Here is a 20,921-nt window from a genome sequence, read left to right on the forward strand (position 1 = left end):
CACACGAACCCCTGTTCCCGATGCGCGGCGAGGTGACCAGCATGACCGCAACACCCCACCAGCCCACTGTCACCGAACGTGAGGCCCGGCAGGTCGCCGAGGCCGCGCGCGAACAGGACTGGCGCAGGCCCAGTTTCGCCAAGGAACTGTTCCTCGGCCGCTTCCGGCTAGACCTGATCCACCCGCACCCCCTGCCGGCCGACGAGGACGCGCGGCGCGGCGAGGAGTTCCTCGCCAGGCTGCGCGTCTTCTGCGAGACGAAGATCGACTCCGCGCTCATCGAGCGCGAGGCGCGGATCCCCGACGAGGTCATCAACGGCCTCAAGGAACTCGGCGCCCTCGGCATGAAGATCGACACGAAGTACGGCGGTCTCGGCCTCACCCAGGTCTACTACAACAAGGCGCTCGCCCTGGTCGGCTCCGCGAGCCCCGCGATCGGCGCGCTGCTGTCCGCCCACCAGTCGATCGGCGTACCGCAGCCGCTGAAACAGTTCGGCACCCAGGAGCAGAAGGACACCTTCCTGCCGCGCTGCGCCCGCACCGACATCTCGGCCTTCCTGCTGACCGAGCCGGACGTCGGTTCCGACCCGGCCCGGCTGGCGACCAGCGCCGTGCGGGACGGCGACGACTACGTCCTCGACGGGGTGAAGCTCTGGACGACCAACGGCGTCGTCGCCGACCTCCTCGTCGTCATGGCTCGGGTGCCGAAGTCCGAGGGCCACAAGGGCGGCATCACGGCGTTCGTGGTCGAGGCCGGCTCCGAGGGCATCACCGTCGAGCACCGCAACGCGTTCATGGGCCTGCGCGGCCTGGAGAACGGCGTCACGCGCTTCCACCAGGTCCGGGTGCCCGCCGCGAACCGGATCGGCCCGGAGGGCTCGGGCCTGAAAATCGCGCTGACCACGCTCAACACGGGCCGGCTGTCCCTGCCCGCCATGTGCGTGGGCGCGGGCAAGTGGTGTCTGAAGATCGCCCGCGAGTGGTCGTCGGCGCGCGAGCAGTGGGGCAAGCCGGTCGCCTTCCACGAGGCGGTCGGCGCGAAGATCTCCTTCATCGCGGCGACGACCTTCGCGCTGGAGGCCGTCCTCGACCTGTCCTCCCAGATGGCCGACGAGGACCGCAACGACATCCGCATCGAGGCCGCCCTCGCCAAGCTGTACGGCTCCGAGATGGCCTGCCTCATGGCCGACGAACTCGTCCAGATCCGCGGCGGCCGGGGCTTCGAGACCGCGGAGTCGCTGGCGGCGCGCGGGGAGCGGGCGGTACCGGCCGAGCAGATCCTGCGCGACCTCCGTATCAACCGCATCTTCGAGGGCTCGACGGAGATCATGCACCTGCTGATCGCCCGCGAGGCCGTCGACGCCCACCTCTCGGTCGCCGGTGACCTCATCGACCCCGACAAGTCCCTCTCGGACAAGGCGAAGGCAGGCGCCAACGCCGGTGTCTTCTACGCCAAGTGGCTGCCGAAGCTGGTCGCGGGCCAGGGGCAACTCCCGCGCGCGTACGCCGAGTTCAACCAGGAAATCGACCTCTCGCCGCACCTGCGCTTCGTCGAACGCAGTGCCCGCAAGCTCGCCCGCTCCACCTTCTACGCCATGTCGCGCTGGCAGGGCCGGATGGAGACCAAGCAGGGCTTCCTGGGCCGGATCGTCGACATCGGTGCCGAGCTCTTCGCGATGAGCGCGGCCTGCGTGCGCGCCGAACTCCTGCGCACGACCGAGGACCACGGCCGCGAGGCCTATCAACTCGCCGACGCCTTCTGCCGCCAGTCCCGCATCCGCGTCGACGAACTCTTCGGCCGCCTGTGGACCAACACCGACGACCTCGACCGCAAGGTGGTCAAGGGTGTCCTGACGGGCACCTACGAGTGGCTGGAGCAGGGCGTCATCGACCCCTCGGGCGAAGGTCCTTGGATCGCCGACGCGACGCCCGGCGCGAGCACGAAGGAAAACGTCCACCGACCCATTCGCTGACCTTTTCCCCACCCATGCACCGCAGCCCCGTCCGTCATTGTGCCGCTTGCCGCACCGGAAAATGTGCGCCAACAATGAGCGCAATGGCGAACGGGGACGGCACATGCGCCAAGGAACCGGGGAAGAATACAGTCACGGTATTTCCGTACAGCTGACCCGCGCCCGCGGACAGGCGTGGCGGCAGCCCGACGAGATGGATCGCGCACGGGCCCTGCGGACCGTGCGCGATGAAGTACGGCCGCTCGCGCAGAAGTTGCGGGAGACCGCGCCGGAGACCTTCCAGGGGCACCGGGACGCGGTCGCCGTCCTGCTCAACGACTGTGCGCTCGCCCTGGTGGACGAGGAACCGAGGCCGCCCGGGGCCTCCTTCGACGCGCCCCGCATCCGGAGGTTCGACCTCCGTGACGTCGACGAGCTGCTCGACGCGGGACGGCCGGGTGAACGGCCTTTGATCCAGCAGCTTTTCCGTGGTGCGCTCGACGTGGTCAAGGACCCTGTTCCGCGCGAGGTGATCACAGCGAATCAACAGAGCGTCCATATTCTCCAGCGGGCCAACCGCTGGATGGGGATGCTCATGGACGCCGTTCAGTTGCGGGGGAATTCCCATGCCAGTCAAGGGCCTTGACGCCATCACCGGCAGGATCATGCGGGCCGGCGAGGGCCGGATGCTGCGCCGGCTGGAGCGCGTCGCCGAACAGGTGGGCTCCGTCGAAGAGGACTTCAAGAAGCTGACCGACGAGGAACTCCAGTCACTCACACCGGAGTTCAAGGAGCGGTACGCCGAGGGCGAGAGCCTCGACGACCTGCTGCCGGAGGCCTTCGCGGCGATGCGCGAGGCCGCGCGCCGCACCCTCGGCATGCGTCACTTCGACGTACAGATCATGGGCGGCGCGGCGCTCCACCTCGGCAACATCGCCGAGATGCAGACCGGCGAGGGAAAGACCCTCGTCGGCACCCTTCCCGTGTACCTGAACGCCCTGACAGGCAAGGGAGTCCACCTCGTCACGGTCAACGACTACCTGGCCGAGCGCGACGCCCAGTGGATGGGCCGCGCCTACCGCTTCCTCGGCCTGACCGTCGGCGTCATCAAGTCGCAGTCGACCCCGGCCGAGCGCCGTGAGCAGTACGCCTGCGACATCACCTACGGCACCAACACCGAGTTCGGGTTCGACTACCTGCGCGACAACATGGCCTGGTCACAGGACGAACTCGTCCAGCGGGGCCACCATTTCGCGATCGTCGACGAGGCCGACTCGATCCTCATCGACGAGGCCCGCACCCCGCTGATCATCTCCGGCCCGGCGGACCAGCCCACCCACTGGTACGAGTCCTTCGCCCGGTTCGCCCTGCGGATGAACGGCGTCCTGGTGCAGGAGGAGCAGTTCACCACGCCGTCGGACAAGGACCGGCTCGCCGAGCTGCGTACCCAGTACGACTACGAGTACGACCCGAAGAAGCGCACGGTGTCGATCCTGGACCGCGGAGTGGAGTACCTCCAGGACCAGTTGGGCATCGAGAGCCTCTACGAGTCCGACCACACCCCGCTCATCGGACACCTCAGCAACGCGCTCAAGGCCAAGGAGCACTTCAAGAAGGACAAGGACTACGTCCTCGTGGACGGCGAGGTGCTGATCGTCGACGAGCACACCGGGCGCATCCTCGCGGGCCGCCGCTACAACGAGGGCCTGCACCAGGCGATCGAGGCCAAGGAGGGCGTGACGGTCAAGGACGAGAACCAGACGCTCGCCACGATCACCCTGCAGAACTTCTTCCGCCTCTACGACAAGCTCGCCGGCATGACCGGCACCGCGATGACCGAGGCCGCCGAGTTCCACCAGATCTACAAGCTGCACGTCGTCCCGATCCCCACCAACCGGCCGATGGTCCGCCTCGACGACCCCGACCAGATCTACCGCACCGAGGAGGCGAAGTACGCCGCGATCCTCGCGGACATCGCCGAGAAGCACGAGGCCGGACAGCCGGTCCTGGTGGGCACCACCTCCGTGGAGAAGTCCGAGGTACTGTCCGCGCGGCTGCGGAGGGAGGGCATCCGGCACGAGGTCCTCAACGCCAAGAACCACCAGCGCGAGGCCCAGATCGTCGCGCAGGCCGGACGCAGGGGCGCGGTCACCGTGGCCACCAACATGGCGGGCCGCGGCACCGACATCATGCTCGGCGGCAATCCGGAGGCCATGGCGCTCGCCGAGGCCGGTGAGGACGCGGGCCCCGAGGACCGCCGGCGGGTACTCGACCGGATCACCTCCACGGCCGCCGCCGAACACGACGAGGTCAAGAGGCTGGGCGGCCTCTACGTCCTGGGCACCGAACGCCACGAGTCCCGCCGCATCGACAACCAGCTGCGCGGCCGCTCCGGCCGTCAGGGCGACCCTGGGGCCTCGCGCTTCTACCTCTCGCTCCAGGACGATCTGATGCGGCTGTTCCGCGCCAACGTGGTCGAGCGCGTGATGTCCATGGCCAACGTCCCCGACGACATACCCATCGAGAACAAGATGGTCACCCGCGCCATCGCCTCCGCCCAGGCCCAGCTGGAGCAGCAGCACTTCGAGTCCCGCAAGGACGTCCTGAAGTTCGACGAGGTCCTCAACAGGCAGCGCACGCTGATCTACGCCGAGCGCCGCCGGGTCCTCGCCGGGGAGGACCTGCGCGAACAGATCCTGCACTTCATGGACGACACCGTGCGGGCCTACGTCGAACAGGAGACGAGCGAGGGGTTCGCCGAGGAGTGGGACCTGGAGCGGCTCTGGAGCGCCTTCAGGCAGCTCTACCCGGTGCGGCTCACCATCGAGGACCTGGAGGACGCGGCGGGCGACCGCGCGAGCCTCACCGCCGAGGACCTGCTCGACGCGGTGACGGCGGACATCCACGCCCGCTACGACGACCGCGAGGCCGAACTCGGCGCCGCCGCCCTGCGCGACCTGGAACGCCTGGTCGTCCTCTCCGTCCTCGACCGAAAATGGCGCGAGCACCTCTACGAGATGGACTACCTGCGCGACGGCATCGGCCTGCGCTGGACGCTCGGCCGGGAGCCGATCGTCGAGTACGAGCGCGAGGGTTTCGACATGTACGGCGCGATGACCGAGGCCATCAAGGAGGAGTCCGTCGGCTATGTCTTCAACCTCGACGCGGCGGCCCCGGGCGCGGAGAACCTCGAACGCCGCGACCGCACCGAAGGCCTGCACTTCACCGCGCCGACGCTGGACACGGCGGAGGGCGTCATCGAGGGCGCCTTCGCCCCGGCCGACACCGCTCCCGAGCCCGCACCCGCCGACCGGGCGTCCGCACCCACCGACCGGGCGTCCGCACCCACCGACCGGACATCCGCAACCGCCGACCGGGCGTCCGCACGCAGCGGCGCCCGGCCCGCGAAGTCGAAGGGCAGGCGCCGCCGCAGGCGGTGAGGGCGGGTCAGCAGTACTTGTCGCTGGGATCCCGCGTCGTCCACGAGCACGAGTCGACCCTGCTGCCGTTCGCCTTGGTGAGTGTGGCGGTGTCGCTCGTGTTGTTCCAGACGTAGGCGCGCCGGTTCTGGTAGCGGTGCGCCGAGGTGGCCGTGCCCTTGCCGGTGTGCACGATGACGGTCTTGCCCGCCCCGATCCTCACGTCGGGAAAGGTGAACCTGTGGTTCGCGATGTCCTTCAGGATCCAGCCCTTGACCGAGATCGCCGCGGAACCGGTGTTCTTGAGCTGTACCCACTCGCCGTTGAGGCTGGTGTTCGAGCCCGTGTCCGAGCCCGGGCTGTCGAAGTAGGCGCGGTGAATGGTCACACCGCCGGCCGCCTGAGCCGGAGTGCTGAGAAATGTGCCTGTCAGTGCCACTGCGCCCACGAGCGCGGGCAGGGCAGCGCGTATCCGCATGAGAACCCCCCAGGGTGTTGTCCGCCGGTCGGTCGTCCACCGACCGGTTGTGCAGTGCTATCACGTGATCTTCACGTTGGTTTCACAAAGGGTGATTTCCGTTCCTCCGGGGCGCGAGGGTGCTAAAGGGACCGGAAGAGGGGCGCACTGTCCTGCGTGGGACCCATTGCGGCCACAATGGGGGAATGAGCGACAGTCCAGCCCCCCTCGCTGATCCGCATCTTGTCTTCGACCCCGTGGACGGAGTCCGGGATGTCGTGATCCTCGGCTCCACCGGCTCGATCGGCACCCAGGCCATCGACCTCGTGCTGCGCAACCCCGGCCGGTTCCGGGTCACCGGCCTCTCCGCCGCCGGCGGCAGGGTCGGCCTGCTCGCCGAACAGGCCCGCCGGCTGCGCGTCGAGACGGTCGCCGTCGCCCGCGAGGACGTCGTACCCGCGCTGAAGGAGGCCCTCGCGGCGCAGTACGCCCCAGGTGAGACCCTTCCCGAGATCCTCGCCGGTCCGGCCGCGGCCACCCGGCTCGCCGCCTCCGCCTGCCACACCGTGCTGAACGGGATCACCGGCTCCATCGGCCTCGCGCCCACCCTCGCCGCCCTGGAGGCGGGCCGCACCCTCGCGCTCGCCAACAAGGAGTCGCTCATCGTCGGCGGTCCGCTGGTGAAGGCGCTGGCCAAGCCCGGTCAGATCATCCCGGTCGACTCCGAGCACGCCGCCCTGTTCCAGGCCCTCGCCTCGGGCACCCGGGCCGACGTACGCAAACTCGTCGTGACCGCTTCCGGGGGCCCCTTCCGGGGACGTACGAGATCCGAACTGGCCGACGTCACACCGGAGGCCGCCCTGGCCCATCCCACCTGGGCCATGGGGCCGGTCATCACCATCAACTCCGCGACCCTGGTGAACAAGGGGCTCGAAGTCATCGAGGCGCACCTCCTCTACGACATTCCCTTCGAGCGGATTGAGGTGGTCGTGCACCCGCAGTCGTATGTCCACTCGATGGTTGAGTTCACCGACGGATCGACGATCGCCCAGGCGACGCCCCCCGACATGCGCGGGCCGATCGCCATCGGGCTGGGCTGGCCCGAACGCGTGCCCGACGCGGCGCCCGCTTTCGACTGGACCAGGGCGTCGAGCTGGGAGTTCCACCCGCTCGACAACGACGCGTTCCCGTCGGTCGCCCTCGCCCGGCATGTCGGGCAGCTCGCGGGCACGGCCCCGGCGGTGTTCAATGCCGCCAACGAGGAGTGTGTGGACGCGTTCCTGAAGGGCGCCCTGCCCTTCCTCGGAATCATGGAGACTGTCACGCGAGTGGTCGAGGAACACGGCACACCGGACACGGGAACTTCCCTGACGGTCGCGGACGTCCTCGAAGCGGAGACCTGGGCGCGCGCCCGGGCCCGTGAACTGACGGCACAGACGAAACAGACGCCACAGGCGACAACCGCGGAGGCTCGTGCATGACGACCTTGATGATGATCCTCGGCATAGTCGTCTTCGTGGTCGGCCTGCTCATCTCCATCGCGTGGCACGAACTGGGACACCTGTCGACGGCCAAGCTCTTCGGCATTCGCGTGCCGCAGTACATGGTCGGCTTCGGCCCGACCATCTTCTCGCGCCGCAAGGGCGACACCGAGTACGGCATCAAGGCCATCCCGCTCGGCGGCTACATCCGCATGATCGGCATGTTCCCGCCCGGCCCGGACGGCAGGATCGAGGCCCGCTCGACCTCCCCCTTCCGCGGCATGATCGAGGACGCCAGGTCGGCCGCCTTCGAGGAGCTCAAGCCCGGCGACGAGAACCGCCTCTTCTACACGCGCAAGCCGTGGAAGCGCGTGATCGTGATGTTCGCGGGCCCCTTCATGAACCTCATCCTGGCCGTCGCGATCTTCCTCGGCGTGATGATGACGTTCGGCATACAGACCCAGACCACCACCGTCGGCAAGGTCTCCGACTGTGTCATCCAGGGCAGCGAGAACCGCACGAAGTGCGCGGCCGGTGACGAGGCCGCGCCCGCCAAGGCCGCGGGCCTCCAGGGCGGCGACAAGATCCTCGCGTTCAACGGCGAGGCGATCACGGACTGGTCGGCCCTCCAGTCCGACATCCGCGCCAACCCCGGCAAGGACGTCACCCTCACCGTCGAGCGCAAGGGTGAGCAGGTCGACCTGACCGCCCACCTGATCAAGAACCAGGTCAGCAAGAGCGACGGCGACGGCGGCTATGTCGAGGGCCAGTACGTGTACGCCGGCTTCCTCGGCTTCACGCCCGCCACCGGCATCGTCGAGCAGTCCTTCGGCCAGTCCGTCGACCGCATGGGCGACATGATGCAGAACGGCGTGGAGTCGCTGATCGCCCTGCCCAGCAAGGTCCCCGCCCTGTGGGACGCGGCCTTCGGAGACGGACCGCGGGAGGCCGACTCCCCGATGGGCGTGGTCGGCGCGGCCCGTATCGGCGGCGATGTCTTCACCCTCGACATCCCCGCGTCGCAGCAGGTCGCGATGATGCTGTTCCTGGTGGCCGGCTTCAACCTCTCGCTGTTCCTGTTCAACATGCTCCCGCTGCTCCCGCTCGACGGCGGGCACATCGCGGGCGCGCTGTGGGAGTCGCTGCGCCGGAACCTGGCGAAGGTGCTGAGGCGGCCCGACCCGGGCCCCTTCGACGTGGCCAAGCTGATGCCCGTCGCCTACGTGGTGGCCAGCGTCTTCATCTGCTTCACGATCCTGGTGCTGATCGCCGACGTCGTTAACCCGGTGAAAATCTCCTAGCCGGGTGCTGTTCGCGGCGGCCGGGCAGAGTGACTGCCCGGCCGCCCACCGCTGTGTGAGTCCGGCCGCCCACCGCTGTGTGCGTCCGGCCCCCACTAATGAGTGCGTTTACAAGCTGGATGTGCCCGGGCCTGTACGGGTGCCGTAATCTCGAAGCCTGGAGCCCACGATTCCGGGACCTTGATCCACAACTTGGGGTTGCTCAGCAGATGACTGCGATTTCTCTCGGCATGCCGTCCGTTCCGACCAAGCTGGCCGAACGCCGCAAGACCCGGCAGATCATGGTCGGAACCGTGCCCGTGGGTGGAGACGCCCCGGTCTCCGTGCAGTCGATGACCACGACGCGTACGTCCGACATCGGCGCCACGCTCCAGCAGATCGCCGAGCTGACCGCGTCCGGCTGCCAGATCGTCCGGGTCGCCTGCCCGACCCAGGACGACGCCGACGCCCTCGCGGTCATCGCCAAGAAGTCGCAGATCCCCGTCATCGCGGACATCCACTTCCAGCCGAAGTACGTCTTCGCCGCGATCAACGCCGGCTGCGCGGCCGTGCGCGTGAACCCGGGCAACATCAAGCAGTTCGACGACCAGGTCAAGGAGATCGCGCGGGCCGCCAAGGACACCGGCACCCCGATCCGGATCGGCGTCAACGCGGGCTCGCTGGACAGCCGGCTCCTCCAGAAGTACGGCAAGGCGACACCCGAGGCGCTCGTCGAGTCCGCCCTCTGGGAGGCGTCCCTCTTCGAGGAGCACGACTTCCGGGACATCAAGATCTCGGTCAAGCACAACGACCCGGTGGTCATGGTCAACGCCTACCGCCAGCTCTCGGCCGCCTGTGACTACCCCCTGCACCTCGGTGTCACGGAAGCCGGTCCGGCCTTCCAGGGCACCATCAAGTCGGCGGTGGCCTTCGGCGCGCTGCTGAGTGAGGGCATCGGCGACACGATCCGCGTCTCCCTGTCGGCGCCGCCCGTCGAGGAGATCAAGGTCGGCATGCAGATCCTGGAGTCGCTGAACCTCAAGCAGCGGCGCCTGGAGATCGTCTCCTGCCCCTCCTGTGGCCGCGCCCAGGTCGACGTCTACAAGCTGGCCGAGGAAGTCACCGCCGGCCTCGACGGCATGGAGGTCCCGCTCCGCGTCGCCGTCATGGGCTGTGTCGTCAACGGCCCGGGCGAGGCCCGCGAGGCCGACCTCGGCGTCGCCTCCGGCAACGGCAAGGGGCAGATCTTCGTCAAGGGCGAGGTCATCAAGACCGTCCCCGAGTCGAAGATCGTCGAGACGCTCATCGAAGAGGCGCTGAAGATCGCCGAGGAGATGGAAGCGGCGGGCGTGGCCTCGGGCGAGCCCTCGGTGTCGGTGGCCGGCTGAAGATCTTTCAGCCCGTCCGGCGTTTGAGGACGAGCGCGAAGCGCGACAGGGGGGTCTGGGGGCGCAGCCCCCCGGGAACGGGACGGGAAGGGGCGGAGGGGGCGAAACCCTTGGGCGGAGGGTGCGAAAACCTTCCGCACCCCACGGGGCGGCGCCGCTGAACCTCGCCAGGTACAGTGCGGAGATCAGCAGATTCGCATGGTGAGGCCCCCGCACGTGTTGACCCAGACCACCACCAGGGTCCTCGAACCGAGTGACCTGGACGCCGCGCTCGCCGTCCTGGACAGCGAGCCGGTGGCGAACGCGTTCGTCGCCTCCCGGGTCCAGATCGCCGGCCTCGACCCCTGGCGCCTCGGCGGCGAGATGTGGGGCTGGTACGAGGACGGCATGCTCCGCTCCCTCTGCTACGCGGGCGCCAACCTGGTGCCGATCTGCGCGACCCCCCGAGCCGTCCGCGGCTTCGCCGACCGCGCCCGCAGGGCCGGCCGCCGCTGCTCCTCGATCGTCGGCCCCGCCGAGGCCACCGCCAGGCTGTGGCGGCTGCTCGAACCGAACTGGGGCCCCGCCCGCGAGGTCCGCACCCACCAGCCCCTGATGGTCACCGACCGGCCCTCCACCGACGTCGCCCCGGATCCCTACGTCCGCCGCGTCCGCAAGGACGAGATGGAGACGATCATGCCGGCGTGCGTGGCGATGTTCACCGAGGAGGTCGGCGTCTCACCGCTCGCCGGTGACGGCGGGCTGCTCTACCAGGCCCGAGTGGCCGAACTCGTCGCCGCAGGCCGCTCCTTCGCCCGCCTCGACCGGTACGGCAAGGTCGTCTTCAAGGCCGAGATCGGCGCCGCCACGACACACGCCTGCCAGATCCAGGGCGTCTGGGTCGCCCCCGAATACCGCGGGCAGGGTTTCGCGGCCCCGGGCATGGCGGCGGTCCTGCGCTACGCCCTCGCGGACATCGCCCCGGTCGCCAGCCTGTACGTCAACGACTTCAACACGGCCGCGCGGCGCACCTACCAGAGGGTGGGTTTCCAGGAGGTCGGCGCGTTCATGAGCGTGCTGTTCTGACCCGGTGCCCTTCCTGGACCGTCCTGTTCCGGCCGCGCCCCGGCGGACAGTTCTGAGCCCCGGACCCGACCTGTAGTCTCCCCGGCATGCTGCGCTTCCCCGGTCAGGGCCCCCGTACCCCCGACGACGTGGTCATCGGCCCGCTGGATCTCGCCGCGCGCGTCGACGAGGCACTCGCCGTGCAGGCACTCGCCTTCGGGCTCGGCGCCGACGAGATCGCCGTACGCCGCCAGATCGTGCTGCGTCACCTGAGCTATCCGGGAGCCCGCGCGCTCGGCGCCACCACCGCCGACGGACGGCTCGTCGGCTTCGTCTACGGCATGCCGAACGACCGTACGCACTGGTGGTCCACCGTCGTCGAGCCGTATCTGCGCGGCCGGGGCCACGACGGCTGGCTCGACGAATCCTTCGTGATCACCGAACTGCACGTGCACCCGCTCCACCAGAACCAGGGCGTGGGCCGAGCCCTGATCACCGCCGTCACGGACGACGTCTCCGAACCCCGCTCGATCCTCTCCGCCATCGACACGGACAGCCCGGCCCGCGGCCTGTACCACTCGCTGGGATACGAGGACCTGGCCAGGCAGGTTCTGTTCCCCAGTGCTCCGAAGCCGTACGCGGTGATGGGCGCTCCGCTGCCGCTGCGCCGCCGGTGACGGGCGAAACGGATTTCCGGGGACGGCGGGCCCCCGGCTAACCTCCTTGGCATCACCCTTGAGCAGCAGGAGTCAACAATCATGGCCCAGGTCCAGCGCATGTCCCGTTTGATGGTCAAGACGCTGCGTGACGACCCGGCGGACGCCGAGACGCTCAGCCACAAGCTGCTCGTCCGCGCCGGCTACGTGCGCCGCACCTCCGCGGGCATCTGGACCTGGCTGCCGCTGGGCAAGAAGGTCCTCGACAACGTCTCCCGGGTCGTCCGCGAGGAGATGGACGCCATCGGAGCGCAGGAGGTTCTCCTGCCCGCCCTGCTGCCCAAGGAGCCGTACGAGGCGTCCGGCCGCTGGGAGGAGTACGGCGACCTGCTCTTCCGTCTCAAGGACCGCAAGGGCGCCGACTACCTGCTCGGCCCGACCCACGAGGAGATCTTCACCCTGCTGGTGAAGGACCAGGCGGCGTCGTACAAGGACCTGCCGGTCATGCTCTACCAGATCCAGACGAAGTACCGGGACGAGGCCCGCCCGCGCTCCGGCGTGCTGCGCGGCCGCGAGTTCCAGATGAAGGACTCGTACTCCTTCGACACCACCGACGAGGGCCTCGCGGAGTCGTACGCCCTCCACCGCGCCGCCTACCGGAAGATCTTCGAGCGGCTCGGTCTCGACTACCGCATCGTCTCCGCCGTCTCGGGCGCGATGGGCGGCTCGGCGTCCGAGGAGTTCCTCGCCCCGGCGGCCGCCGGCGAGGACACCTTCGTGGACTGCCCGGCCTGCGACTACGCGGCGAACACGGAGGCCGTCACCTTCAAACTGACGCCCGTCACCGAGGAGCACGGCCCGGTCGAGGAACTCGACACCCCCGACACCCCGACCATCGAGACCCTCGCCGAGCACCTCGGCGTCCCTGCCTCCGCCACCCTCAAGAACCTCCTGGTCAAGGTCGACGGCGAGATCGTCGCCGTAGGCGTCCCCGGCGACCGCGAGGTCGACCTCGGCAAGCTGGGCGAGCACCTCGCGCCCGCCGTCGTCGAACTGGTCACGGCCGAGGACTTCGAAGGCCGCGAGGATCTCGTACGCGGTTACGTGGGCCCGCAGGGACTGGAGAAGGTCCGCTACGTCGCCGACCCGCGGGTGGCCCCCGGCACCGCCTGGATCACCGGTGCCAACAAGGCCGACACCCACGCGAAGAACGTCGTCGCCGGCCGCGACTTCGAGGTCGACGACTACCTCGACGTCGTCGTGGTCGAGGAGGGCGACCCCTGCCCGTCCTGCGGCACCGGCCTCAAGCTGGACCGCGCCATCGAGATCGGCCACATCTTCCAGCTCGGCCGCAAGTACGCCGACACCTTCCAGCTCGACGTCCTCGGCCAGCAGGGCAAGCCCGTCCGCGTGACCATGGGTTCGTACGGCATCGGCGTCTCGCGCGCGGTCGCGGCCCTGGCCGAGCAGACGGCGGACGGACAGGGGCTGTGCTGGCCCAAGGAGATCGCGCCGGCCGACGTGCACGTCGTCGCGGCGGGCAAGGCCCTCCAGACCGAACTGGCCCTCGACGTCTCCGAGAAGCTCGGGGCCGCGGGTGTCCGCGTCCTGGTGGACGACCGGCCCGGCGTCTCGCCCGGCGTGAAGTTCACGGACGCCGAGCTCCTCGGCGTACCGCAGATCCTGGTCGCCGGACGGCGCTCCGCCGAGGGCGTAGTGGAGCTCAAGGACCGCCGCACCGGCGAGCGCGAGGAGCTGACGGTCGACGAGGCGATCGCCCGACTGACCGTGTAGGCGCGGCGGTTGGCGTGAGTGGGTCCGAGATTAAATGCGCCTCTCAGAGACTTCTTCCCGGGCGTATGGACTCCTCACAGACTTCTCTCAGGCTGCTCCCCGACCGTAGGACGTGACAGAGCGTCATTCGGAGGGGAGCAGTCATGACAGGCAGCGAGCGGGGGGCCGCCGCGGCGGTCCGCAGAGGCACACGGCGTACGGCGGCCGCGGCAGCGGCGGTGACCCTGGCCGCGGCGGCCGGGATGTTCGCCCTGATCGGCACGATGCAGGCGGACGCCGGCGCGGACACGGCGGCGAGCGGCAGCACGGACTCCTCGTCGAGCTCCACGAGTTCGTCCTCGGACTCCTCGTCTTCATCCGACTCGTCCTCGTCTTCGTCCTCCTCGGACTCGGCCCTCCGGTCGCCGTCCGACAACCCCACCTCCTCCGACAGCGGCGGCTCGGCCGACTCCGCCTCGGGGGCGTCATGACCGCCGCCGCCGACTGGCGCGCCCTCGGCACGAGCGTCCGCCTGGTCACCACCGACCCGGCCCTGCTGGACTCCTGCAACCTGCTGCTCGCCCGGCACCTCGCCGAGGTCGACGTCACGTGCAGCCGTTTCCGCCAGGACTCGGAGCTGGCCGCGCTCGACGACGCCGGGGGCCGGCCGGTCGAGGTCAGCCCGCTGCTCGCCGAAGCCCTGGCCGTCGCGCTGCGCGCCGCGGAGGCCACGGACGGAGCCGTCGACCCGACGGTCGGCTCGGCGATGAACGCCCTCGGCTACGACCGCGACTTCCAGCTGCTCCAGGAGGACGGCCGCCCGGTACGGCTCACCGTGCGCCCGGTCCCCGGCTGGCGTCGGGTGGCGCTGGACCGCACGGCCGGCACGGTCACCGTGCCGGCCGGAATCCGCCTCGACCTGGGCGCCACCGCGAAGGCCTGGGCCGCCGACCGGGCGGCGACGACGCTCGCCGAAGCGGCGGGCTGCGGAGTCCTGGTGAGCCTGGGCGGCGACACGGCCGTCGCGGGCCGGCCACCGCGCGGCGGCTGGCGCGTCCGCGTCCAGGACGCCACGGGTGCCGTGACCGAGATCCCCGCCGACGGCTCGTACGCCACGATCGCCATCCGCGGCGGCGGCATCGCCACCTCCGGCACCACCGTCCGCCGCTGGCGCCGGGGAGACCGCGGCCTCCACCACATCCTCGACCCGCACACCGGGCTGCCCGCCCAGACCCCCTGGCGCACGGTCTCCGTGGCCGCCGCGACCTGCGCGGACGCCAACGCGGCGAGCACGGCGGCCCTGGTGAAGGGCGCGGGCGCGGAGCGCTGGCTGGCACGGCTCGCGCTGCCCGCGCGGCTGGTGGCGAACGACGGCACGGTGGTCACGACACCGGGCTGGCCCGTTTCAGCCCGTCCGGCCTTCGAGGACGAGGCCGTTCAGGCCGATACGGGGGTCTGGGGGCTCCGCCCCCAGGGAACGGGAACGGGCAGGGGCGGAGGGGGCGAGAACACCCAGCCCTCAGCCACCCCCGAGGCCGCGGCATGACCGACGACGCGATCCTCTGGTACGCCAACCGCGCCACGGGTGCGGTCACCCTGATCCTGTTCACGATCGTCGTCGCGCTCGGCACAGCCGTACGCCTGCGAGGCAGACTCCCCGGACTCCCCAGGTTCGGCACGGTCTCGCTGCACCGCACCCTCTCCCTCACCGCCACCGTCTTCCTCGCCCTGCACATCACGGCCGCGGTCGTGGACGGCTACGTGGACATCACCGTCCTGGACGTCCTCGTCCCCTTCGCCTCCGACTACCAGCCCCTCTGGCTGGGCCTCGGCACGGTCGCCCTCGACCTGCTGCTCGCGGTCCTGGTGACCAGCCTCACGCGGGCGAGGATCGGCCCGCGCACCTGGCGCGCCGTCCACTGGCTGGCGTACGCCTCCTGGCCGGCCGCGCTCTTCCACGGCCTCGGCATCGGCACGGACAGCGGCACCGACTGGATGCTGTGGCTGACGGTCTCCTGCGTGGCCGCGGTACTCGTCGCCCTCGGCATCCGCCTGGCCCACACGGCCCGCGAGTCCAGGCGCACCCCCGCCGAACTCCTCCGCTCCGCGGAATCCCGTACCGCAGAGAGAGCGCACTCATGACCATGACCACGACCTTCACGGACATCTACCTGCCACCCCGGCTGCTCGCCCCCGGCGGCGCCCCGGCCGGCCACGCCACCCACCTGCGGCGCTACGGCCCGGTGTCGTACGGCAACCCGGCGCGCCTGCTGCGCACGCTCGCGGAGTCCGGACTCACCGGCCGGGGCGGCGCCGCCTTCCCCACGTACCGCAAACTGGTCGCCGTCGCCGAGGCGGGCCGCCGCAGGGGCCGCGCCCCGGTCGTCGTGGCGAACGGCGCCGAGGGCGAACCCGCGAGCCACAAGGACAGGACGCTGCTGCGGCTCTCGCCCCATCTCGTCCTGGACGGGCTCCAGCTGGCGGCCGAAGCGATCGGCGCGGGGGAGGCGTACCTCGCCGTCGGGGACGGCGCGACCCCGCTGGAAAGGGCAGTCGCCGAGCGCCACGACCCGCTGCCCGTGCGTATCGTCCGAGTGCCCAGGCGCTTCCTCTCCGGCCAGTCCTCGGCCCTGGCCAGTTACGTCTCCGGACAGGCCGCCCTGCCTCACGACCAGCACCCGCCGGTCCGCGAACAGGGCGTGCGCCGGGCCCCGACCCTCGTCCAGAACGTCGAGACTCTCGCGCACCTCGCTCTGATCGCCCGCTACGGCGCCGACTGGTTCCGCTCGGCGGGCACGCCGTCCGAACCGGGCAGCGCCCTGTGCACGGTGTACGCGCCGGGACGGGACGTACGTGTCGTGGAGGCGCCGTTCGGGATGCCGCTGCACCGGCTGCTCCCGCTGGACGGCGTGGCCGCCGTGCTGACCGGCGGCTACCACGGCACCTGGCTCACCGCCGCCGAGGCCGCCACCCGCACCCTGACCGCCGACGGTCTCGGCGCGGGCGTCCTCATCGCGCTGCCCGCCGACCGCTGCGGCCTCGCCGACACGGCCCAGGTGCTGCGCTATCTCGCCCTCGAATCGGCGGGGCAGTGCGGCCCCTGCCTCAACGGCCTGCCCCGTATCGCCGCCGCGTTCCAGACCCTGGCCGCGCCCGGCCCGCAGGGCACCGGTCGGCACGACGTCGCCCGCTGGGCCGGACTCGTCGAGGGCCGCGGCGCCTGCCACCACCCCGACGGCACCGTCCGCCTGGTCCGCAGCGCGCTCACCGCCTTCGCCGCCGAACTCGACACCCACGCCGCGGGCCACTGCACCGCGTCCGACCGCGGCCCCCTGCTGCCCGTCCCCCGGAACGGGAGCTGACATGGAGACCGACACCCGCCTCGGCGTCGACTGGACCGCCTGCCAGGGCCACGGCCTGTGCGCGGAGCTGCTCCCCGAACACATCACGCTCGACGAGTGGGGCTACCCGCTCTTCCAGGAGGGCCCGCTTCCGCGCGGGACCCTGAAACGCGCCCGGAGAGCCGCCGCCGACTGCCCGGTCCTGGCCCTCAAACTCACCTCACCACAAGGGAGTCAGAGCCAGCTCGCGAACTCCAGCAACAGCTCCGCGTCCTGAGCACGCCCGACCCGCCGGGCCCGTACCCCCGACTCCACCGCCCGGAACAGGGTCCAGCCGCGCAGCCGCTCCTGATCCACGTCCAGCGACTCGGCGAGCCGCTTCACCCGCCGACGTGTGGTCGAGGACCCCGAGGGCGACGCGATCAGATCCTCCACCCGGTCGCGGACCAGCCGGGCCAGATCGAAGGCGCACTCGCCGACCACCGGGTCGGGACCCACGGCCAGCCACGGCGTGCGCTCACCGGCGAGCACCTTGCTCTGCCGGAAGGTGCCGTGCAGCAACCGCTCCTCGGGCGGGCCTGCGAGCAGTTCCTCGCGGGCCGCGAGCGCCGCGTCCACCAGGACCGCGACCTCCGCGTCTCCGCCGGCCGACGCCCGCATCGCCCCGGCCTGCCGCCCGGTCCGCTCGGCGACGGTCTCGAAGACGTACCCGGCGGGCGGCTCGACCCACAGCCGCCGCAGCGTCCCGGCCGCCTCAAGCAGGGCCTTCGCCTCGGGCAGCGAGCGCACCGACAGATCGGGACGGAGCCGCTCCAGCAGCAGTACGCCGGGTGCGTCGCCGTGGTCGAGGAGCCGCACCGCGCCCCGGCCGTCCCAGTGGGCGAGAGCGGCCCGCTCACTCTCCGGACGGGCCCGCCCGGGCGCCAGCTTCAGCACCGCCGGCGTACCGTCGGCCCGCCGGACCAGCACCACCAGACTGCTGCGCCCGCCGGGTGCCTGCACCCGTTCCACGGTCAACTCGCGTAGATCAACCGCCTGTTGCGCCAGCACGGGCAGCTTGTCCAGCCACTCGCCGGACCCACCGGTCCCCTCGGCACCGCCGGCTCCGTTGAGGTGCGTCTCGCCGAGCGCCCGCACGAGACGCTGCGGCGGTTCGAAAGCCATGCGCGAGTGGTTCCCTTCCAGCTGGCGTTACGACGGCGGGGGCGCCGACGAAGACGGGGTGGCCGCCCGCTCGGCGAGCCCAGGGAAGGCTACGCTCTCGCCGCGCCACCGCACCGCCCGTACCGCCGCCTCGCGCAACGCCTCGGCGGCCGAGGCCCGCCGGTCGCCGGTGGAGGCCCGGACGAGATCGGAGTACACCCCGGCCACCCGATCCTCCAGTTCCGCCGCGAGGCGCACGGCCGCGCCGGTGTCCTTCACCTGGAACGGCAGCGCGTACGCGGCCGCCGAGGCATCGGGGCTGCCGCCCAGGTCCCGCACGGCACGCGCCAGTTCGTCCCGCCGCGCGCGGTGTGCGTCGTACGCCGCCCGGGCATCGGTCCTGCGCGCCGCGTCGATCTTGCCGCCGACGACGCCGTACCCGTAGACGACGGCGTGCTCGGCGCCGAGCGCGGCCTGCAGGGCCTTGAGCTCCGCCGCCTCGACTTCCTTGGACTTCTTGGACTCCTTGGACTTCTTCGCTTCCTCGGTCCCGCCGGTGTCCTTGGTGTCGCTCATTTCGTCCCCTCCGTCTCCGTCAGCAAGAACGCGTGCGCCGCCCCGGCCGCCGCGACCGACGCCAGCAGCCGGGCCAGCTCTCCAGGGACCTCGAGCAGCGTCTTCGCGCGCTGGTCGGCCAGGGTGCGCTCGGCCGCCGCGAGGCCGGCGAGAGCATGCTTCTCGTCGACCGGTACGGCGGGGGAGGCACTGGCCGACGCGGAAGCGGAGGCAGACGGTGCTGCCGAAGCCGACGCGCTCTCCCCGGTGCCGAACGCCGCCGCGTGCCGTACGACCTCCGCCCGCAGCGGGCGCAGCCGCTCCGCCAGCGCCGGGTGCGCGGTGATCACGGTTGTGTACCGCTCCGCGAGCGCCCGGCTGTCCCGGGCGCCACGCGCGCGTGCCCGGTCGGCGGCCGACGGGCTCCCGCCGGTGGTGTCGGTGGACGAGTCGGGAGAGGAACAGCCCGCGAGCGCCAGGGCACCCGCGGCCGACGCGAGCAGGGTCCTTCGGCGCGGGCCCGAACGGGTGCGCGGCGGCGGGGTGAACGGCACGGGAGACGTCCTCGGCAGGCTCGTACGAAAGGAGAGGGCTGCACGCCCGTGATCACGGTACCCGCGCCCCGGCCGATCGCCCGCCAGCGGCTCCCGCGGGCCGCGGGTTCCCGGCCGGTTTGTTCCGTCCCGCCTGCCCCGCACCCCGTCCGGCCACGTCAGGATGGACGGCAACACCCCCGGCGACCGGATACCCTTTGACCTGACACACGAGACCTACCCACAACAGCACACGCGGCCGAGGAGTCACCCGGATGAGCACCACCCAGAGCGAGAGGCTGCGAGAACTACTGGAACCGCTCGTCAGCTCTCAGGGACTCGATCTCGAAGAGGTCGAGGTCGACTCGGTGGGGCGCAAGCGGGTGCTGCGTGTCGTCGTCGACTCGGACTCGGGTGCGGATCTGGACCAGATCGCCGATGTGAGCCGCGCGCTCTCGGCGAAGCTGGACGAGACGGACGCGATGGGCGCGGGGGAGTACACCCTCGAGGTCGGAACCCCCGGTGCCGAGCGAGAGCTCAAGGAGCACCGCCACTACGTACGCGCCACGGACCGGCTGGTGAAGTTCCAGCTGACCGGGGGCGACGAGCTGGTCGCCCGGATCCTGACGGTGGACGACACCGGAGTCGACGTCGAGGTGCCCGGCGTGAAGGGGCGCAAGCCCACCGCGAGGCGGCTCGCCTTCGAGGACATCGCCAAGGCGCGCGTCCAGGTCGAGTTCAACCGCAGGAACAAGAGCGACGAGGAAGACGAGCAAGACGTGCGATCAGAGCAGGAAACGCACGAAGAGAACGCAGAGGAGGCGTAGCCGTGGACATCGACATGAGTGCCCTGCGGGGTTTGGTGCGGGAGAAGGAGATCTCCTTCGACCTGCTGGTCGAGGCGATCGAGTCGGCCCTCCTCATCGCTTACCACCGCACCGAGGGAAGCCGTCGGCACGCGCGTGTGAAGCTCGACAAAGAGACCGGCCATGTGACCGTGTGGGCGAAGGAGGACCCGGACGACCTGGAGGAGGGGCAGGAGGCGCGCGAGTTCGACGACACCCCATCAGGGTTCGGCCGGATCGCCGCGACCACCGCCAAGCAGGTCATCCTGCAGCGCCTGCGGGACGCCGAGGACGACGCGACGCTCGGCGAGTACGCGGGGCGTGAGGGCGACATCGTCACCGGTGTCGTGCAGCAGGGGCGCGACCCCAAGAACGTGATGGTCGACATCGGCAAGATGGAGGCCATCCTGCCGGTGCAGGAGCAGGTCCCCGGTGAGACCTACACGCACGGTCTGCGCCTGCGCAGTTACGTGGTCCGGGTGGCGAAGGGTGTCCGCGGCCCGTCCGTGACGCTCTCCCGCACGCACCCCAACCTGGTGAAGAAGCTGTTCGCGCTCGAGGTGCCGGAGATCGCCGACGGGTCCGTCGAGATCGCCGCCATCGCGCGCGAGGCCGGCCACCGTACGAAGATCGCGGTCCGCTCCACCCGGTCCGGACTCAACCCCAAGGGCGCCTGCATCGGCCCCATGGGCAGCCGGGTGCGCAACGTGATGGCCGAGCTGAACGGCGAGAAGATCGACATCGTCGACTGGGCGGACGACCCGGCCGAGATGGTGGCGAACGCGCTGTCCCCGGCCCGCGTCTCCAAGGTCGAGGTCGTCGACCTCGCGGCCCGTTCCGCGCGGGTGACCGTGCCCGACTACCAGCTGTCGCTGGCGATCGGCAAGGAAGGGCAGAACGCCCGGCTCGCGGCCCGCCTCACGGGCTGGCGGATCGACATCCGCCCGGACACCGAACAGCCGTCCGAGCAGCGTAGGGACGGGTCCGGGGAATAGATCCAGACCGAGGGTGGGTTGGATCACGACAACAACCGTTCGATTCTTGCCCCAAAGGG

Annotated in this window: 20 protein-coding genes; 16 read left to right on the forward strand and 4 right to left on the reverse strand. The window is 70.7% G+C overall.

What is annotated here, in order from left to right; translation table 11 throughout:
* Positions 1-41: 41 nt before the first annotated feature.
* The 3 genes from ACIBLC_RS20625 to secA all read left to right on the forward strand — a co-directional run bounded on the left by ACIBLC_RS20625 (position 42) and on the right by secA (position 5,392).
* Positions 42-1,973, forward strand: a complete 1,932-nt coding sequence (locus ACIBLC_RS20625) for an acyl-CoA dehydrogenase family protein (RefSeq protein WP_399212458.1) — start codon at positions 42-44, stop codon at positions 1,971-1,973.
* Between the two features lie 103 nt (positions 1,974-2,076).
* Positions 2,077-2,598 (forward strand): hypothetical protein, encoded by a 522-nt coding sequence (locus ACIBLC_RS20630; protein WP_399212459.1) that lies wholly within the window; start codon positions 2,077-2,079, stop codon positions 2,596-2,598.
* Positions 2,579-5,392, forward strand: coding sequence for a preprotein translocase subunit SecA (gene secA, locus ACIBLC_RS20635; protein WP_399212460.1), 2,814 nt, complete (start codon positions 2,579-2,581; stop codon positions 5,390-5,392). Before ACIBLC_RS20630 ends, secA begins: the two co-directional genes overlap by 20 nt.
* Positions 5,393-5,399: 7 nt before the next feature.
* On the opposite strand, the gene ACIBLC_RS20640 is transcribed toward secA, so the two are convergent.
* Positions 5,400-5,849, reverse strand: a complete 450-nt coding sequence (locus ACIBLC_RS20640; RefSeq protein ID WP_399212461.1) for a lamin tail domain-containing protein — start codon at positions 5,847-5,849, stop codon at positions 5,400-5,402.
* Positions 5,850-6,034: 185 nt separating this feature from the next.
* Here ACIBLC_RS20640 and dxr point away from each other — a divergent pair, with 185 nt between their 5' ends.
* The 11 genes from dxr (at position 6,035) to ACIBLC_RS20695 (ending at position 17,068) form a co-directional block, all read left to right on the forward strand.
* Entirely contained in the window at positions 6,035-7,309 is a 1,275-nt protein-coding gene (gene dxr, locus ACIBLC_RS20645) for a 1-deoxy-D-xylulose-5-phosphate reductoisomerase (RefSeq protein ID WP_399212462.1), read from the forward strand.
* Positions 7,306-8,610: a M50 family metallopeptidase gene (locus ACIBLC_RS20650; protein ID WP_399212463.1), complete on the forward strand. Its 1,305-nt coding sequence runs from the start codon at positions 7,306-7,308 to the stop codon at positions 8,608-8,610. Before dxr ends, ACIBLC_RS20650 begins: the two co-directional genes overlap by 4 nt.
* Positions 8,611-8,819: 209 nt before the next feature.
* Positions 8,820-9,977, forward strand: coding sequence for a flavodoxin-dependent (E)-4-hydroxy-3-methylbut-2-enyl-diphosphate synthase (gene ispG / locus ACIBLC_RS20655; protein WP_399212464.1), 1,158 nt, complete (start codon positions 8,820-8,822; stop codon positions 9,975-9,977).
* 216 nt (positions 9,978-10,193) lie between these two features.
* On the forward strand, positions 10,194-11,042 hold the full coding sequence (locus ACIBLC_RS20660) for a GNAT family N-acetyltransferase (protein WP_399212465.1): 849 nt from the start codon (positions 10,194-10,196) through the stop codon (positions 11,040-11,042).
* 86 nt (positions 11,043-11,128) lie between these two features.
* Complete coding sequence (locus tag ACIBLC_RS20665; protein ID WP_399212466.1) at positions 11,129-11,698, forward strand: GNAT family N-acetyltransferase; 570 nt, start codon at positions 11,129-11,131, stop codon at positions 11,696-11,698.
* A gap of 81 nt (positions 11,699-11,779) precedes the next feature.
* On the forward strand, positions 11,780-13,471 hold the full coding sequence (locus tag ACIBLC_RS20670) for a proline--tRNA ligase (protein ID WP_399212467.1): 1,692 nt from the start codon (positions 11,780-11,782) through the stop codon (positions 13,469-13,471).
* Positions 13,472-13,614: 143 nt separating this feature from the next.
* The gene (locus ACIBLC_RS20675; protein ID WP_399212468.1) at positions 13,615-13,941 is read left to right on the forward strand and encodes a hypothetical protein; all 327 of its coding nucleotides are present in this window, start codon (positions 13,615-13,617) and stop codon (positions 13,939-13,941) included.
* Positions 13,938-14,996 carry an FAD:protein FMN transferase gene (locus tag ACIBLC_RS20680; RefSeq protein WP_399212469.1) on the forward strand — a complete coding sequence of 353 codons (1,059 nt, stop codon included), beginning with the start codon at positions 13,938-13,940 and terminating at the stop codon, positions 14,994-14,996. The genes ACIBLC_RS20675 and ACIBLC_RS20680 overlap by 4 nt, the downstream gene beginning before the upstream one ends.
* Positions 14,993-15,592 carry a ferric reductase-like transmembrane domain-containing protein gene (locus ACIBLC_RS20685; protein WP_399212470.1) on the forward strand — a complete coding sequence of 200 codons (600 nt, stop codon included), beginning with the start codon at positions 14,993-14,995 and terminating at the stop codon, positions 15,590-15,592. Before ACIBLC_RS20680 ends, ACIBLC_RS20685 begins: the two co-directional genes overlap by 4 nt.
* Positions 15,589-16,812 (forward strand): NADH-ubiquinone oxidoreductase-F iron-sulfur binding region domain-containing protein, encoded by a 1,224-nt coding sequence (locus ACIBLC_RS20690; protein ID WP_399212472.1) that lies wholly within the window; start codon positions 15,589-15,591, stop codon positions 16,810-16,812. The genes ACIBLC_RS20685 and ACIBLC_RS20690 overlap by 4 nt, the downstream gene beginning before the upstream one ends.
* A gap of 1 nt (position 16,813) precedes the next feature.
* Complete coding sequence (locus ACIBLC_RS20695) at positions 16,814-17,068, forward strand: ferredoxin (protein ID WP_399212473.1); 255 nt, start codon at positions 16,814-16,816, stop codon at positions 17,066-17,068.
* Here the strand turns inward: ACIBLC_RS20695 and ACIBLC_RS20700 are convergent.
* The 3 genes from ACIBLC_RS20700 to ACIBLC_RS20710 are packed head-to-tail and all read right to left on the reverse strand — an operon-like array spanning position 17,026 to position 19,043.
* Entirely contained in the window at positions 17,026-17,955 is a 930-nt protein-coding gene (locus tag ACIBLC_RS20700; protein ID WP_399212474.1) for an aminoglycoside phosphotransferase family protein, read from the reverse strand. The genes ACIBLC_RS20695 and ACIBLC_RS20700 overlap by 43 nt on opposite strands.
* Before the next feature lie 27 nt (positions 17,956-17,982).
* Positions 17,983-18,510: a ferritin-like domain-containing protein gene (locus ACIBLC_RS20705; protein WP_399212475.1), complete on the reverse strand. Its 528-nt coding sequence runs from the start codon at positions 18,508-18,510 to the stop codon at positions 17,983-17,985.
* Positions 18,507-19,043 carry a hypothetical protein gene (locus ACIBLC_RS20710; RefSeq protein WP_399212476.1) on the reverse strand — a complete coding sequence of 179 codons (537 nt, stop codon included), beginning with the start codon at positions 19,041-19,043 and terminating at the stop codon, positions 18,507-18,509. Before ACIBLC_RS20710 ends, ACIBLC_RS20705 begins: the two co-directional genes overlap by 4 nt.
* Before the next feature lie 254 nt (positions 19,044-19,297).
* On the opposite strand from ACIBLC_RS20710, the gene rimP reads away from it, so the two are divergent.
* Both rimP and nusA read left to right on the forward strand, forming a co-directional pair.
* A complete protein-coding gene (gene rimP, locus ACIBLC_RS20715) occupies positions 19,298-19,849 on the forward strand; it encodes a ribosome maturation factor RimP (RefSeq protein WP_399212477.1) in 552 nt (183 codons plus the stop codon).
* Between the two features lie 2 nt (positions 19,850-19,851).
* Complete coding sequence (nusA, locus tag ACIBLC_RS20720; RefSeq protein ID WP_399212478.1) at positions 19,852-20,862, forward strand: transcription termination factor NusA; 1,011 nt, start codon at positions 19,852-19,854, stop codon at positions 20,860-20,862.
* Positions 20,863-20,921: the final 59 nt, after the last annotated feature.

It is taken from the genome of Streptomyces sp. NPDC050535 (assembly GCF_044457665.1).
Taxonomy (GTDB): Bacteria; Actinomycetota; Actinomycetes; order Streptomycetales; family Streptomycetaceae; genus Streptomyces.

Bases quoted from the DNA above. Each gene is read 5' to 3' on its own strand.
- ACIBLC_RS20625 (WP_399212458.1), top strand. From the start codon at position 42: ATGACCGCAACACCCCACCAGCCCACTGTCACCGAACGTGAGGCCCGG.
- ACIBLC_RS20630 (WP_399212459.1), top strand. From the start codon at position 2,077: ATGCGCCAAGGAACCGGGGAAGAATACAGTCACGGTATTTCCGTACAG.
- secA (WP_399212460.1), top strand. From the start codon at position 2,579: ATGCCAGTCAAGGGCCTTGACGCCATCACCGGCAGGATCATGCGGGCC.
- ACIBLC_RS20640 (WP_399212461.1), bottom strand. From the start codon at position 5,849: ATGCGGATACGCGCTGCCCTGCCCGCGCTCGTGGGCGCAGTGGCACTG.
- dxr (WP_399212462.1), top strand. From the start codon at position 6,035: ATGAGCGACAGTCCAGCCCCCCTCGCTGATCCGCATCTTGTCTTCGAC.
- ACIBLC_RS20650 (WP_399212463.1), top strand. From the start codon at position 7,306: ATGACGACCTTGATGATGATCCTCGGCATAGTCGTCTTCGTGGTCGGC.
- ispG (WP_399212464.1), top strand. From the start codon at position 8,820: ATGACTGCGATTTCTCTCGGCATGCCGTCCGTTCCGACCAAGCTGGCC.
- ACIBLC_RS20665 (WP_399212466.1), top strand. From the start codon at position 11,129: ATGCTGCGCTTCCCCGGTCAGGGCCCCCGTACCCCCGACGACGTGGTC.
- ACIBLC_RS20670 (WP_399212467.1), top strand. From the start codon at position 11,780: ATGGCCCAGGTCCAGCGCATGTCCCGTTTGATGGTCAAGACGCTGCGT.
- ACIBLC_RS20675 (WP_399212468.1), top strand. From the start codon at position 13,615: ATGACAGGCAGCGAGCGGGGGGCCGCCGCGGCGGTCCGCAGAGGCACA.
- ACIBLC_RS20680 (WP_399212469.1), top strand. From the start codon at position 13,938: ATGACCGCCGCCGCCGACTGGCGCGCCCTCGGCACGAGCGTCCGCCTG.
- ACIBLC_RS20685 (WP_399212470.1), top strand. From the start codon at position 14,993: ATGACCGACGACGCGATCCTCTGGTACGCCAACCGCGCCACGGGTGCG.
- ACIBLC_RS20690 (WP_399212472.1), top strand. From the start codon at position 15,589: ATGACCATGACCACGACCTTCACGGACATCTACCTGCCACCCCGGCTG.
- ACIBLC_RS20695 (WP_399212473.1), top strand. From the start codon at position 16,814: ATGGAGACCGACACCCGCCTCGGCGTCGACTGGACCGCCTGCCAGGGC.
- ACIBLC_RS20700 (WP_399212474.1), bottom strand. From the start codon at position 17,955: ATGGCTTTCGAACCGCCGCAGCGTCTCGTGCGGGCGCTCGGCGAGACG.
- ACIBLC_RS20705 (WP_399212475.1), bottom strand. From the start codon at position 18,510: ATGAGCGACACCAAGGACACCGGCGGGACCGAGGAAGCGAAGAAGTCC.
- rimP (WP_399212477.1), top strand. From the start codon at position 19,298: ATGAGCACCACCCAGAGCGAGAGGCTGCGAGAACTACTGGAACCGCTC.